Raw genomic sequence first — 13973 nt, forward strand, 5'->3', positions numbered from 1 at the left:
TGCAGCCTTAAAACGCGCTGTCCTGGTCCGAGAACAAGCTCATGACCGACTCGCCATTGGCAATGCGTTGAATCGTTTCTGCGATCAGCGGTGCCACGGTGAGTTGACGAATTTTGGAACATGCCGCAGCAGCCGGGCTGAGCGGAATGGTGTTGGTCACCACCACTTCGTCGAGTGCAGAGCCATTGGCAATGCGTTCGATGGCGGGGCCAGAGAAAATAGGGTGCGTGCAATAGGCATAGACCTTCTTGGCGCCGCGCTCCTTCAATACTTCGGCGGCTTTCACCAGGGTGCCCGCTGTGTCGATCATGTCGTCCATGATGACGCAGTTGCGGCCATCGATTTCACCGATCACGTGCATCACTTCGCTGACATTGGCCTTGGGGCGGCGCTTGTCGATGATGGCCATGTCGCAACCCAATTGCTTGGCCAGCGCGCGTGCGCGCACCACGCCACCCACGTCAGGCGAGACCACGATCAGGTCTTCGTAATTTTTTTGGCGCAGATCACCCAGCAAAACGGGCGACGCGTAAATATTGTCGACCGGAATGTCGAAGAACCCCTGGATCTGGTCGGCATGCAGATCCATGGTCAGTACGCGTTCCACGCCCACGGCCTGCAGCATATTGGCCACTACCTTGGCGGTGATGGGCACGCGTGCCGAGCGGGGACGGCGATCTTGCCGGGCATAGCCGAAATACGGGATCACGGCGCTGATGCGCTCTGCCGATGCACGCTTGAGCGCATCGACCATGATCAGCAATTCCATCAGGTTTTCATTGGTCGGCGCGCATGTGCTTTGCACCACGAAAACGTCGCGAGCGCGCACGTTCTGGTTGATTTCAACGGTTACTTCGCCATCCGAGAAGCGACCCACGCGGGCTGCGCCCAGTGAGATGCCCAAATGTTTGGCAATATCGGAGGCCATGCCAGGATTGGCATTGCCGGTGAAAATCATGAAATCAGTGTGGTGGGGCTGCATGAACGTCTTTGCGATGAATTGACTGTGTGCATATTTTGAACATCCGCAGGTTCAAAATATTTGGCAGGGGAAGAAGGATTCGAACCTTCGCATGCTGGAATCAAAATCCAGTGCCTTAACCAACTTGGCGACTCCCCTACACGGGTCAACAGCGTGACGCTGTCAACCGATTAACCATCGCTGGATGCCCAACCCACCAGAGGATGAACATCCATATTGCTGCACTTGCGAATGCTCCAGGCGCTTGGCGCATCTGTCACACCTACATCGTTTGGCATCGGCGCAAATACCGCGCTTCCTGAGCCAGTCATTCTAGCATGTAAACCTTTGCCTCCAAGCCACTCAAGGACTTGTTTTACAGCAGGGCAAAGATTTTCTGCGACTGGCTGCAAGGCGTTTTCACCGAAGTGAAGTGGCCTAGCAGCAAAGCCTGCGAGTATAGCATGGTCTGAATTGCGCTTTAGATCTGGCGAAGAAAAAATTAATTTCGTATCCAATCCTTCGGGGGGTTTGGCGACCAGAAAGCGGCTGGGTGGCAGAGACAGTGGGGTGATTTTTTCGCCAATGCCTTCGACCCAGGCGTTGCGGCCACCCACAAAAAATGGCACGTCGGCACCCAGTGGCAAAGCGATGGCCTGCAGCTGGATTACGCTGAGTTTCAAGTTCCACAGGCGGTTCAATGCCAGCAAGCACGACGCTGCATCTGATGAGCCGCCGCCCATGCCGGCCTGCGCGGGTATGTCTTTGTGCACGCCGATGTGTGCACCTTGCCGGGTGCCGGTGGCTGCCTGCAAGGCCCGGGCTGCGCGTAACACCAGATCGTCTGGCGGCAATGGGGTGCTGAGATCTTCGCGGCTGAGCTGGCCGTCGCTGCGCAACTCGAAGTGCATGGTGTCGCACCAGTCGATCAGCATGAAGACGGATTGCAGCAGGTGGTAGCCGTCTTCACGGCGGCCGGTGATGTGCAAAAAAAGATTCAGTTTGGCTGGGGCGGCTACGTCGTACAGGGCTTGCATGTTTATTGGTCGATGACGACCCGCAGCGTGGCTGTGGGTTGGGGCTTGCTGCGCACCGCGTTCAGGCGCCCGTCGGCCAGCTGCGACAGGTCGGCTTGCCAGCCGGCTATGGGGGTATTGTCGCCACGCAGCCAGTCGAACAGCGCCGCGACGGGCAACGGTGCGCCCGTGGCTTGCTCTACCAGGGTTGCCAACGAGTCAAACTGGCGTGTTTCGCCGCGTGCCAGCAATGTGGCGGTGCCGGGCTGCCAGGCCATGCGGGCAACGGTTCCGCCTAGCGGGTTAAACAGGTTGAGTTCGCCTGTTTGGGCTGAGCCTTTGAGTTCAAAGCCCGCCGAGAAAGACTGGGCGGCAGAACCTTCCACCTGCAATGCTAGGCGGCCACTCCAGAATGGGGCACCTTCGGTGCGCTGTGTGGTGGTGCCGAGATGGGCGCAGCCGCTGAGCAGCGCCATGCACAGCAACAGACCCCGGCGGCGAGTGAGTTGCTTCAAAGTTTTACGTGCAGGCGCTTGAGGGTTTCCTGCAGTGTTTCGTTGTCGGCATTGAGTTGCAGCCCTTCTTTCCAGATGCTGGTAGCTCGTTCGCGTTGGCCCATGGCCCACAGGACTTCACCCAGGTGGGCGGCAATTTCGGCGTCGGGCTTCGCCTTGTAGGCAGAGTCCAGCACGCGTAAAGCTTCGGTTTGGTTACCCATGCGGAATTCCACCCAGCCCATGCTGTCGGAAATATAGGGATCGTTGGGCACGAACTCCAGGGCCTTGCGTATCAAGTCCCGGGCTTCCGGTAGCCGGATGTTGCGGTCCGCCAGGGAATAGCCCAGTGCGTTATAGGCATGGTGGTAAGTCGGCTTGAGTTGAATCAACTGGCGCAGCAGGCGCTCCATCTCATCCAGCTTGTTGAGTCTTTCGGCCAGCATGGCCTGGTCGTAGAGAAGGTCGGTGTCGTCGGGCGATTGTTTGATGGCGGCGGCCATCAGCTCGTAGGCCGCTTTGTATTGCTTGTTGTCGCGCAGCAGCTGTACTTCGGCCACCAGCTTTTGCCGTGCGTCCGTGGGGCTTTGTTCCGGCAGCGCTTGCAGCAATGCGCGGGCTTGCGCCAGCTTGCCCTGCTTGGCCAGCAGGCTTGCCCGGCGGCCCTGTACTGCGACACGGTCTTGTCCGTCGTCGATTTTCTGCAGCCAGGCGTCTGCCCCGGCGTAGTCCTTATGGCTTTCGGCGATCTGGGCCAGGGATAAATAGGCCTGTGCCAAGCCACGGGTGCGAGCTTCTCCTGCGGGCAAGGGTTGGGCCAGTGCCACGAATTGCTTGAAAGAGGTTTCGGCCGCTGCAAGCTGCTTGTCTTGTAGCTGCAGACTGCCTTGCAACAGCCAGCCGTCGGCAAAGTCGGGGTTTTGCTCGGTCAGTAGCTTGGCTTGTGCACTTGCATCGTCGAAGCGTTGTCCGTCGATCAACACCCGTGCATAGCTCATGCGCAGCTCTGGCGCCGGTTGGCCGGCCATATAGTGCTGCACGATGGGTTCGGCCAAAGGCGTTTGGGGCCCCATCATTTCAAGAGCCAGCATGGCGGGGCCTGGGGCGTTGCGGTCGATTTCCTGGGCGCGGCGTGCGGCATCCAGGGCGCCTGTGCTGTCGCCTGCAGCCAGGCGCATGCGGCCCACGGTGGTCCAGGCATTTGCGCCTACGCTGGGGCTGGCGAGGTAGTCTGCCAACGCCGTTTCCACCACGCTGGCAGCCTGTTTCTTGTCAGAGCTTTGTGCGTAGCTCGGAGGTATGGCGTTGATGGCCGCGGCCCGCTCCATGGCCGGGGCCATGGCCAGTTCGTTTTTCAGTGGTTCGGCGGTGTCAGCGACACGGTTCAGCGCCAACAGTATTTGCAATACGTAGCGGTTGGCTTCGCGGGAATAGGGTTGGGCCTTGTTCCATGCGCGTGCGGCTTGCAGCGCGGCATCACCTGAGCGGGACTGCAGCGCAATTTCGATGGCCCGCTGGTACAGGCTGGCGTCGTCGGCTTTGCGTGCGCCTTCCAGATATAGCTGGTAGGCGTAGCCGGGCTCACCGCCTGCCGCATTCAGTTCACCCAGCAGCAGAATGTAGAACAGCTCGCCATTCAATGCAGACTGTGCCGGCTCCGTAGAGGGGGTGCCAGGTGTTTGCGCCTGTGCGGGCAAACTACCTGTGATCAGGGCCAGTGTGGCAAGACTGGTGGCGGCTAAACGTTGGAATCGCTTCATCGGCTCATAATAATCCAAGCCTGCGAACTTACTGCTTATAGGGGGCTTGCCACCCTTGCCCTTGAAAATACTTTACCTGAATCCCTGCACGCCATGCCCGAATTACCTGAGGTGGAAGTCACCCGACTGAGTTTTGCCGATCGCATCCAGGGCGCACGCATACAGCAGCTGCGTATGGGCAAGCCGCTGCGCTGGCCCTTGGGCTGCGACACCTCTTTGCTGCAGGGGCGCACGGTGCTGCAGGTGCGTCGGCGCGGCAAATACCTGCTGCTGGACCTGGACCGTGGCCTGCTCCTGTTGCATCTGGGCATGTCTGGCAGCTTGCATTTCGCATCTGAGTTGCCGCCTGCCGGGGTGCATGACCACTGCGACCTGTTCACCAGCCGGGGCACGCTGCGTTTGCACGACCCGCGCCGGTTCGGCGCCGTGGTGTATGCCGACAGCCAGGATGCACCGGTTGCGACCAAGTTGTTGGGGCACCTGGGTATGGAGCCGCTGGGCGACGATTTCCCCCTGGCTGCGTTCTACGCGGGTCTGCACGCGCGCAAGACGGCCATCAAGCAGGTACTGCTGGCGGGTGAGGTGGTGGTGGGGGTCGGCAATATCTATGCCTCCGAGGCGCTGTTCTTGGCCGGTATCCGCCCTACGACCAAAGCGTCCAGCATAGGCCGTGCGCGGGTGGCCAGGCTGCACGAGGCGGTGCGCACAGTGCTGGCGCGCGCCGTGCTGAAAGGCGGCAGCACCTTGCGCGACTTCTCCAATGCCCACGGTGAAAGCGGGTATTTTCAGCTGGAGGCGATGGTCTATGACCGCCAGGGCCTGCCATGCCGGGCTTGTGGCAGCACAATACAGCTCCTGCGACAAGGCCAGCGGTCTACCTATTTCTGTCCGCAATGCCAAAAGCGCTAGTGCCCGCAAATTACGGTGCCAGGCGGTGCTATATTGATTTTTTAACGCCCTATGTAAAGCACAGCCCACCGTGGTGACCTCCATCAATCAACAATTAGGCGAATACGCGGCCTGGCGACGCGAATTCGTGCTGCGCTTGAAGCTGCTTTCAGCCTGGATGAAAGAGCACGCCTTGATGGACGCCGGGGTTGAGGCCCGCCTGCAGCGTCTGGAAGAGCAGATGCGCAGCGACAAGGTCACCGTGGCCTTCGTGGCCGAGTTTTCACGCGGCAAGTCGGAGCTGATCAACGCTCTGTTTTTCGCTGGCTACGGGCGGCGCATCATGCCCGCCAGCGCCGGCCGCACCACTATGTGCCCGACCGAGCTGCGTTTCGATGTCGGCACGCCGCCCAGCTTGCGCCTGCTGCCCATCGAATCCCGCCTGCTGCCCCAGTCCTTGGCCGAATGGCGCCAGTCGCCTGACAAGTGGACCCAGTTCGAGCTGGACGTGGACAACGCCGAACATCTGGCCCACGCTTTGGAAAAGGTCACCGAAGTCCGCCGGGTAAGCCAGTCCGAGGCCCGTGCCCTGGGCTTCTGGCATGACGAAGTGCCTGAGGACAACCCCGTGCTCGACGCCGAAGGCAAGGTGGAAGTGCCGCGCTGGCGGCATGCCGTGGTGAATGTGGAGCACCCTCTGCTGGCCCAAGGCCTGGTGATTCTGGATACGCCTGGGCTAAATGCGATTGGCGCCGAACCCGAGTTGACCGTCAACCTGATCCCCCAGGCCAATGCCGTGGTCTTCATGCTGGCGGCCGACACCGGCGTGACCAAGTCCGACCTGGCAGTATGGCGAGAGCACCTGGGCCTGGATGGCGAAAACAGCCATGCGCGCCTGGTCGTGCTGAACAAGGTTGACACCTTATGGGATACGCTGAGCTCAGCTGAACAGCTACAGACACAGATCGACCGCCAGCGTGCCGAGTCGGCCGCGCTGCTGGGCGTGGCGGTGGAGCGCGTATTGGCCGTGTCGGCCCAGAAGGGCCTGGTGGCCAAGATCGGCGCCAACGCGGCCCTGCTGGAAGCCAGCGGCCTGCCTCTGCTGGAGACAGCGCTCAGTGAAGGCATTCTGGGCCAGCGCCATGCCATCTTGCGCGACGAGTTATCGCGCGGCATTTCTGATTTACGCAAGGAAACAGGTCGTGTGCTGCACATCCGCCGCCGCGACCTGGCCGAGCAAAAGCAGGAGTTGCAGGGGCTGGGCGGCAAGAACACGGTGGTAGTGAAAAACATGCGCTCCCGCATCGAGCAGGAAAAGCGCGCTTTCGAGATGGGCAGCACCAAGATACAGGCCGTGCGCTCCGTGCAGCACCGCCTGCTGAGTGAAGTGTTTGCGTTGCTGGGCAGCCGCGCGGTGAAGGCCGAAATGGCATTGCTGGCCCAGGCCCTGCGCCAGCCCGGCCTGAAGCTGGGCGCCAAGGGCGTGTACACCGCCACCTTTACCCGGCTGCGTGACAACCTGGCCCGCGCCCAGGCCTTGGCGCAGGAGATGCAGCAGATGCTGGAAGGCACCTTCCGCCAGCTGAATGCCGAATACAGCTTCTCCTTGCAGCTGTATGGCATGCCCGATGTGCCGCACTACCAGGGCGAGCTGGACCAGATCGAGAACAGCCATATTCAGTACCTGGGCCTGCGCAATGTGATGAAGCTGGCCCAGCCCGAGTTTGTCGAGAGGCTGGTGCGGGCATTGACCGCGCGCCTGCGCTTGGTTTTCGAGTCGGCGTTTGGCGATGTGGAGCTGTGGAGCAAATCTGCCGCCGCCCAGCTGGACGACCAGCTCAAAGAACGGCAAAAAAGCTTTGTGCGGCGCATAGAAGCCATAGACCGCATCCAGGAAGCCGCCGGCGGCCTGGATGAGCGGGTTGCCGAAATCGAGGCGCAGGAAGCGGTGCTGGGCCAGTTCGACACCCGCCTGCAGCTGTTGACCTCGTACTTTATTTCCACCGCCAGTGCGCATTTGCCGCCCCGGCCCGAGGCTGCATGACGGCGGCCTTGGCCGCACGCGAGGCCGCTCCCCCGTTTGCGTCGCACCAGGCGGTGGCGACCGCGTTTGCTTCGCAGGTGATCCACTGGCAGCAAAGCCATGGCCGCAATAGCCTGCCCTGGCAAAACACGCAGGACCCTTACCGTGTCTGGCTGTCTGAAATCATGTTGCAGCAGACCCAGGTGAGCTCGGTATTGGAGTATTTCCCGCGCTTTCTGGTCCGCTTCCCGGATGTGCAGAGCCTGGCCGCTGCTGGCCTGGACGATGTGCTGGCTTTGTGGAGCGGCCTGGGCTACTACAGCCGCGCCCGCAATTTGCACCGCTGCGCCCAGCAGGTCATGGAAGTGCACGGCGGCCGCTTCCCGCCTACAGCGGAGCTGCTGCAGACCTTGCCCGGCATAGGCCGTTCGACGGCGGCCGCTATTGCCTCGTTCTGCTATGGCGAGCGCGCCGCCATCCTGGATGCGAATGTGAAGCGGGTGCTGACCCGGGTGCTGGGTTTTGATGCCGACCTGGCCGTGGCCGCCAATGAGCGCGCGCTGTGGGACCAGGCCACCGCCTTACTGCCCGCTCAGGCCGGTTTGCACACCATGCCGCGCTATACCCAGGGCTTGATGGACCTGGGCGCCACAGTTTGCATGCCGCGCCAGCCCACCTGCCTGTTGTGTCCGGTGCAGCCGGTGTGCACCGCCCAGCGCGAGGGCGCGCCAGAGAAATATCCCGTCAAAACCCGCAAGCTCAAGCGCAGTACTGAATCCTGGTGGCTGCTGTGGGCGCAGGATGCTGCCGGCCGCGTGTGGCTGCAGCGCCGGCCGGATGCCGGCGTGTGGGCCGGCCTGTACTGCCTGCCGGTGTTCGACAGCCGCGAGGCGCTGGCCGACACGACCGGGGCGGCGCAGCTGGATGATCTGCCGGTATTTCTACACGTGCTGACGCACAAAGACCTGTACCTTCACCCTGTGCGGCTGCAGTTGCCGCTGGGCACGCGCCCGGGCCTGGATGGCGACTGGGTAGAGGCTGCGCGTTGGCCCGAGGTGGGCTTGCCTGCCCCCATACGCAAGCTGCTGTCCGCAGCTTGATGTAAATCATTTGCTATTGATTGTGTAGCTGCTAGCGCAGGTATATTCTGCGCTAGAGGCACTTTTTATTTAAAAAATAGTGGCGCCTGCCGTAGGTTCGCTGGACGGCCCCCGGGCGCTGGCGCGGGCGTCCAGTTCGCGGTGTCGCTTCAGGGTGACCCAGCGGGTGTTGAACGCCGCGGCCAATTGCTCCACCAAATAGACCGAGCGGTGCTGCCCGCCGGTGCAGCCCACCGCCACCGTGACGTAGCTGCGGTGGTCGCGCGCCAGCCGCTCCAGCCAGTGCGAAAGGAATTGCTCGATGTGGGTGAACATTTGCGCCACGTCGCGGCTCTTGTGCAGAAACTCGGCCACCGGCGCATCGCGCCCGGTCAGCGGGCGCAGTTCGGCCTCGTAGTGCGGGTTGGGTAGCATGCGCACGTCGAACACATAGTCCGCGTCCACAGGAATGCCGCGCTTGAAGGCGAAGGACTCGAACACCAGCGTCAGCTGTGCATCGGGCGCGGCCACCAGGGACTTGATGTAGCTCTGCAGCTGCGAGGGGCGGATGATGCTGGAGTCGATCACATGGGCCAGGTCGCGCAGGTCGGACAGCAGCTCGCGCTCCAGCTCGATGGCCTCCACCAGTGCGTGCTGCTGGTCTACCTGGTCTGAGCGCGATAGCGGGTGCTTACGCCGGGTTTCGGAGTAGCGCTGCACCAGGGTGTCGGTGGTGGCGTCCAGAAACAATGATTTGACCGTGACGCCGCTTTTGCGCAGCGTGGACAGGTACTGCGGCACCAGGGGCAGCGAGGTGGCACTGCGCACGTCCATGGCAATTGCCACCTTCTGTGCGCCCTGGGTCTGCTCCAGCTTGGCAAAGCTCAGCAGCAGCTCGGGTGGCAGGTTGTCCACACAGTAGTAGCCCGCGTCTTCCAGCGCATGCAGGGCGACCGACTTGCCCGAGCCGGACATGCCGGTGATGAGGATGATTTCAAGTTTCATGGCGCTTAGGAGTAGGTGGGGCCCAGCATTTCCTTGGCGTGTGCCAAGGTGGTGCCGGATAGTTTTTCACCGCCCAGCATGCGCGCAACCTCGGCCACGCGCTGCTCGCCCTGCACCAAGGCCACGCTGCTGACCGTGCTTTTGCCGTCGTGCTGCTTGGCCACCACCAGGTGGTGGTCGGCACAGGCCGCTACCTGGGGCAGGTGGGTAACGGCCAGCACCTGGCGGTCGCGGCCTAGCTGCTTCATCAGCCGGCCTACGGTCTCGGCCACGGCGCCGCCCACGCCGGAATCCACCTCGTCAAAAATCAATGTTTGCGCCGTGCCCAATTCGCTGGTGGTGACGGCAATGGCCAGGGCGATGCGCGACAGCTCGCCGCCAGAGGCCACCTTGCCCACCGCGCGCGGCGTGCTGCCGGCGTGGCCGGCCACCAGGAACTGCACCTCTTCCATGCCGCTGGCGCTGGGCTCGGTTTTTTGCAGTGCCACCTGGAACTGGCCGCCCTGCATGCCCAGGCCCTGCATCGCCAGGGTGATGGCCTTGGCCAGCTTCGGGGCAGCGAGGGTGCGGGCCTTGGTCAGTGCCTGGGCCTCGGCCAGATAGGTCTTGTGCGCCTGGCGCTCGGCGGCTTCTAGCTTGTCGGTGTCGGCGGCGGCATCGAGCCGGGCCAGCTCGGTTTTCCAGCTGTCCAGCAGGGCGGGCAGCTCAGGGGGCGTACGTTTGTAGCGCCGCGCCAGCGATACCCATTGCGCCATGCGTTCGTCCAGCTCGGACAGTCGGTCCGGGTCCAGCTCGGTCTTGCGCAGCGTGGCGTGCAGCGAATGCGCGGCATCTTCGGCCTGCGCCAGACTGGAGGCTAAAACCTCGGCCAGCGCAGCATATTCGGGCGCAATGTGCTCCTGATTATGTAGCGCTGTGTAGGCACGCGACAGGCCGGTCAGTGCACCGGAGTCCTCACCTTCGAGGGCATCGATGGCGGCCTGCACCGCGTCCAGCAGGGCCTGGGCGTGCGAAAGCCGGGTGTGCTCGGCGTTCAGTCCGTCCCATTCGTCTGCGCCGGGCGCCAGCTTGCCGACCTCGCCAATTTGCCAGGCCAGACGCTCCTGCTCCTGTTGCAGTGAATCGTGAGCGGCATGGGCGTCGGCCAGCGCTTTTTGGGCGCTGCGCCACTGGGTCCAGCAGCTTTGCAAGGCGCTGGTATTGCAGCCTGCGTAGGCATCCAGCAGGCCGCGCACGGTGTCGGGCCGGGTCAGGCTTTGCCAGGCGTGCTGGCCGTGGATGTCCAGCAGCAGGTCGCCGATTTCACGCAGCTGCGTGGCAGTGGCCGGGCTGCCGTTGATCCAGGAGCGGCTTTTGCCCTGCGTGTCCACGGTACGGCGCAGCAGCAGGCTGTCGCCCAGGTCAAAGCCAGCGTCTTCCAGCCAGGCGGTGGTGGCGGGGGCGGTGTCGAATTCGGCACTGATGTCGGCCCGGGTCGCGCCCTCGCGCACGGTGCCTGCGTCGGCCCGGCTGCCCAGGGCCAGTTGTAGGGCGTCTATCAATATGGATTTGCCCGCACCGGTTTCGCCTGTGAGCACGCTGAAGCCGGTGTGCAGGTCCAGTTCCAGCTCGCGCACGATCACGAAGTCGCGCAGGGTGATGCGTTTCAATGCCATGGCTCAGGCGCCCTCGTTCCAGTGGAGTTTTTTGCGCAGGGTGTCGAAGTAGCTCCAGCCCTGGGGGTGCAGAAAGCGCACGCGGTGCTCGGAGCGGCGCACGACGATGCGGTCACCGTGCTGCAGGGTGGCCAGCGACTGCATGTCGAAGTTTGCGCTGGCATCTCGGCCTGCTATGAGTTCTATAGCTACCTCCGCAGCATCTGCAAGCACGATGGGCCTGTTTGTCAATGTGTGGGGGGCAATGGGCACCATCAGCCAGCCGGGGATGGATGGGTGCATCAGCGGCCCGCCGGCCGACAGCGCATAGGCGGTGGAGCCGGTAGGCGTGGCGATGATCAGGCCGTCGGCCCGCTGGTTGGACACCAGGTGGCCGTCCACCTCCACCCGCAGCTCCACCATGCCAGAGGTAGCGCCGCGGTTCACCACCACGTCGTTCATGGCCAGTGCGCTGAATACGCATTCACCCGCCCGCATGACCCGGGCGTGCATCAGGCTGCGGTGGTCTTCCTCGAAAGCGCCCAGCAGCATCGGCGTCAGCGTGGCCTGGTAATTGTTGAGCGGGATGTCGGTAATAAAGCCCAGGCGCCCTTGGTTGATACCGATCAACGGCACGCCGTACTGGGCCATCTGCCGGCCTATGCCGAGCATGGTGCCGTCGCCGCCGACCACCAGGCCCAGGTCGCATTGCTTGCCAATCGCGTCTACATCCAGTGCCGGATAGCCCTGCAGGCCGGTGTTGGCCACCGTGTCCAGGTCCACTACCACGGAGCATCCTTGGCTGCTTAAAAAAAGTGCAATGTCCTCCAGCACCTTGCATGATGAGGCGTTGGCGACATGGGTGCCCGGTGCAGCATATTTCCCAAATAGCGCCACGTGGCGGAATTGTGATTTCATCTACAAATTACATCATTAAAATGGTGACATGCTCGATGACCGTGCCAAGTTGTTAATGAAAGCGCTGGTCGAGCGCTATATCGCCGATGGCCAGCCAATTGGCTCGCGCACGCTGTCCAAAGCCTCGGGCCTGGACCTGTCGCCAGCCACCATCCGCAACGTGATGTCCGACCTGGAAGAGCTGGGTCTGATCGTCAGCCCGCACACCTCGGCCGGCCGCATCCCCACCGCGCGTGGCTACCGCCTGTTTGTGGACACCATGCTCACCGCCCAGCCCGGCCCGCTGGCACCGCCCAAGCTGGTGGCCGAGCAGCCGCAAAAAGTCATCGTCAACGCCGCCAACCTGCTGTCCAACCTGTCGCAGTTTGTTGGCGTGGTAATGGCGCCGCGGCGCACCTCGGTGTTTCGCCATATCGAATTTTTGCGCCTGTCCGAGCGGCGTTTTTTGGTCATCATCGTCTCGCCCGAGGGCGATGTGCAGAACCGCGTGATCTTCACCGAGGTAGATTACTCGTCCTCGCAACTGGTCGAGGCGGCCAATTACCTGAACGGCAATTACGCCGGCTTGTCCATCGAGCAGGTGCGCGAACGCTTGAAGAATGAGGTTGAATCTTTGCGCGGCGAAATCGCCAGCCTGATGCAGGCGGCGGTGAATGCCGGCTCCGAAGCTCTGGCGCGCGAGCAAGACGAGGTCGTCATTTCCGGAGAGCGCAACCTGCTGTCCGTCAGCGACTTTTCCAGCGACATGGGCCATCTGCGCCGGGCGTTTGATCTGTTCGAGCAAAAGACCCAGCTGATGCGCCTGTTGGATGTCTCCAGCCGGGCTGAGGGCGTTCGTATTTATATCGGTGGTGAAAGCCAGGTCGTGCCCTTCGAAGAGCTGTCCATCGTCAGTGCACCCTATGAGGTCGATGGCCAGATCGTAGGCACCTTGGGCGTCATCGGTCCCACCCGCATGGCCTATGACCGCATGATCCAGATTGTGGACATTACGTCCAAGCTGGTCAGCAACGCCCTCAGCCACCAAAAATAGGCCCCGGCGCCAGTTAGAATGCTGGGTTGTGTGGGGCGTTAGCTCAGTTGGTTAGAGCAGAGGACTCATAATCCTTTGGTCGAGTGTTCAAGTCACTCACGCCCTACCATTATTCATGCGCCCTAGCGCCCGATCAAGGTGCTGGGGCCTTTCTACATTTGTGGATGTTTTTCTACAATTTCCATGCGTCGCTCGATAGTTGCGATGGCTTGAAATTTGCGGTAGTGGTCTAATGTTTAGCTAGTGCTGTATTTAAATACAGCTTGGTGAAAGGACAATTTCTATGATCTACAGTCCAAAAGCAATAGCAAACTATTTCATTGATCTTGCTAAGGAGCATGGGGAGACGATTCGCCCCATGAAGCTGCAGAAACTGGTTTACTACGCGCATGGCTGGTATGCCGGATATACAGGAACCCCACTCATAGACGAGACGGTAGAGGCTTGGCAGTATGGCCCGGTTATTTCATCGCTTTATCATGAGTTCAAATGCTTCGGGTCGAATCCAATTTCCGCGAAAGCGACAGATTTTGACTTTTCGTTGGGTCTCGCCGAGGTGCCACCACCGCAGGATGAATCCGTTAAGAAATTTCTGCGAAATGTCTGGGCTAGCTACGGGAAGTTCACGGGGCTTACGCTATCTGAAATGACTCATGCGAAAGGCAGTCCGTGGGAGATCACTTGGGCGGAAAAAGCTGGTGTGAAGGGTGCCGATATCCCGTTCGAACGTATAGCTGCACATTTCAAAGAAATGGTGGACAAGTCTAAGCAACAGGCTGCTGCGTAATATGGCGACTGGGCCAACACCTCGCGGTGATATTGGTGAGGTGGCGATCAATCCTGATGTTGAGGCGCATACCAATGGGCAGGCTAATTTGTCCGCTCAAGCGGAGGAGAAGTTTTACGCTGATTCTGGCGAGCTTTATCGGCTGCAACACAACGGGCAAAACTTGGGCTGGCTGGGAAAGTTTTTTGGATCGAACTCAACCGCTCCAACGAACATTGCTGGCTTTGTAATCGTATGCTCGTTGTTGCTGTTGCTCATCAGTCTTTTTTTCACAGCAAACCCAGAGCTTGCAGATACGCGCAAATTTTTGGGTAGTGTCATCCTTTCCGCCCTAAGTTTTATTTTTGGTGCGTCATCGCGAAAGTAAAGACTCCA

General features: G+C 61.3%; 13 protein-coding genes and 2 tRNA genes. 7 read left to right on the top strand and 8 right to left on the bottom strand.

All coding sequences use genetic code 11. From position 1 onward, the window contains the following. Positions 1-7: 7 nt before the first annotated feature. From AC07VY_RS19490 to AC07VY_RS19510, 5 genes are all read right to left on the bottom strand, one after another. The gene (locus AC07VY_RS19490) at positions 8-982 is read right to left on the bottom strand and encodes a ribose-phosphate pyrophosphokinase (RefSeq protein WP_495075134.1); all 975 of its coding nucleotides are present in this window, start codon (positions 980-982) and stop codon (positions 8-10) included. 61 nt (positions 983-1043) lie between these two features. Then, positions 1044-1120: transfer RNA gene (locus AC07VY_RS19495), tRNA-Gln, on the bottom strand. 32 nt (positions 1121-1152) lie between these two features. Then, positions 1153-1998, bottom strand: coding sequence for a 4-(cytidine 5'-diphospho)-2-C-methyl-D-erythritol kinase (gene ispE / locus AC07VY_RS19500; protein ID WP_495098933.1), 846 nt, complete (start codon positions 1996-1998; stop codon positions 1153-1155). 2 nt (positions 1999-2000) lie between these two features. Continuing rightward, the gene (locus AC07VY_RS19505) at positions 2001-2492 is read right to left on the bottom strand and encodes a lipoprotein insertase outer membrane protein LolB (RefSeq protein ID WP_495098932.1); all 492 of its coding nucleotides are present in this window, start codon (positions 2490-2492) and stop codon (positions 2001-2003) included. After that, the gene (locus AC07VY_RS19510) at positions 2489-4231 is read right to left on the bottom strand and encodes a tetratricopeptide repeat protein (RefSeq protein ID WP_495098931.1); all 1743 of its coding nucleotides are present in this window, start codon (positions 4229-4231) and stop codon (positions 2489-2491) included. Before AC07VY_RS19510 ends, AC07VY_RS19505 begins: the two co-directional genes overlap by 4 nt. Positions 4232-4324: 93 nt before the next feature. Between AC07VY_RS19510 and mutM the strand changes: the two genes are divergently transcribed. The 3 genes from mutM to mutY all read left to right on the top strand — a co-directional run bounded on the left by mutM (position 4325) and on the right by mutY (position 8242). Further along, positions 4325-5140, top strand: a complete 816-nt coding sequence (gene mutM, locus AC07VY_RS19515; protein ID WP_495098930.1) for a bifunctional DNA-formamidopyrimidine glycosylase/DNA-(apurinic or apyrimidinic site) lyase — start codon at positions 4325-4327, stop codon at positions 5138-5140. Positions 5141-5210: 70 nt separating this feature from the next. After that, positions 5211-7163 carry a dynamin family protein gene (locus tag AC07VY_RS19520; protein ID WP_495098929.1) on the top strand — a complete coding sequence of 651 codons (1953 nt, stop codon included), beginning with the start codon at positions 5211-5213 and terminating at the stop codon, positions 7161-7163. Further along, the gene (mutY, locus tag AC07VY_RS19525; RefSeq protein ID WP_495098928.1) at positions 7160-8242 is read left to right on the top strand and encodes an A/G-specific adenine glycosylase; all 1083 of its coding nucleotides are present in this window, start codon (positions 7160-7162) and stop codon (positions 8240-8242) included. Before AC07VY_RS19520 ends, mutY begins: the two co-directional genes overlap by 4 nt. A 69-nt stretch (positions 8243-8311) precedes the next feature. Here the strand turns inward: mutY and rapZ are convergent, their stop codons facing one another. Genes rapZ through AC07VY_RS19540 form a run of 3 tightly spaced genes read right to left on the bottom strand, consistent with a single transcriptional unit; the run spans position 8312 to position 11778 of the window. Further along, positions 8312-9226 carry an RNase adapter RapZ gene (gene rapZ, locus AC07VY_RS19530; RefSeq protein WP_495075141.1) on the bottom strand — a complete coding sequence of 305 codons (915 nt, stop codon included), beginning with the start codon at positions 9224-9226 and terminating at the stop codon, positions 8312-8314. A 5-nt stretch (positions 9227-9231) separates the two neighbouring features. Then, complete coding sequence (gene recN, locus AC07VY_RS19535; protein ID WP_495098927.1) at positions 9232-10881, bottom strand: DNA repair protein RecN; 1650 nt, start codon at positions 10879-10881, stop codon at positions 9232-9234. Positions 10882-10884: 3 nt separating this feature from the next. Next, positions 10885-11778 carry an NAD kinase gene (locus AC07VY_RS19540; RefSeq protein ID WP_495098926.1) on the bottom strand — a complete coding sequence of 298 codons (894 nt, stop codon included), beginning with the start codon at positions 11776-11778 and terminating at the stop codon, positions 10885-10887. Between the two features lie 28 nt (positions 11779-11806). Between AC07VY_RS19540 and hrcA the strand changes: the two genes are divergently transcribed. From hrcA to AC07VY_RS19560, 4 genes are all read left to right on the top strand, one after another. After that, positions 11807-12811 (top strand): heat-inducible transcriptional repressor HrcA, encoded by a 1005-nt coding sequence (gene hrcA, locus AC07VY_RS19545; protein WP_495075144.1) that lies wholly within the window; start codon positions 11807-11809, stop codon positions 12809-12811. A gap of 32 nt (positions 12812-12843) precedes the next feature. Then, positions 12844-12920, top strand: a tRNA-Ile gene (locus AC07VY_RS19550). Between the two features lie 174 nt (positions 12921-13094). Continuing rightward, complete coding sequence (locus AC07VY_RS19555; RefSeq protein WP_495098925.1) at positions 13095-13598, top strand: Panacea domain-containing protein; 504 nt, start codon at positions 13095-13097, stop codon at positions 13596-13598. A gap of 1 nt (position 13599) precedes the next feature. Beyond that, entirely contained in the window at positions 13600-13965 is a 366-nt protein-coding gene (locus AC07VY_RS19560; RefSeq protein ID WP_495098924.1) for a hypothetical protein, read from the top strand. Positions 13966-13973 lie beyond the last annotated feature (8 nt).

This window comes from Rhodoferax sp. GW821-FHT02C08 (genome assembly GCF_059421805.1).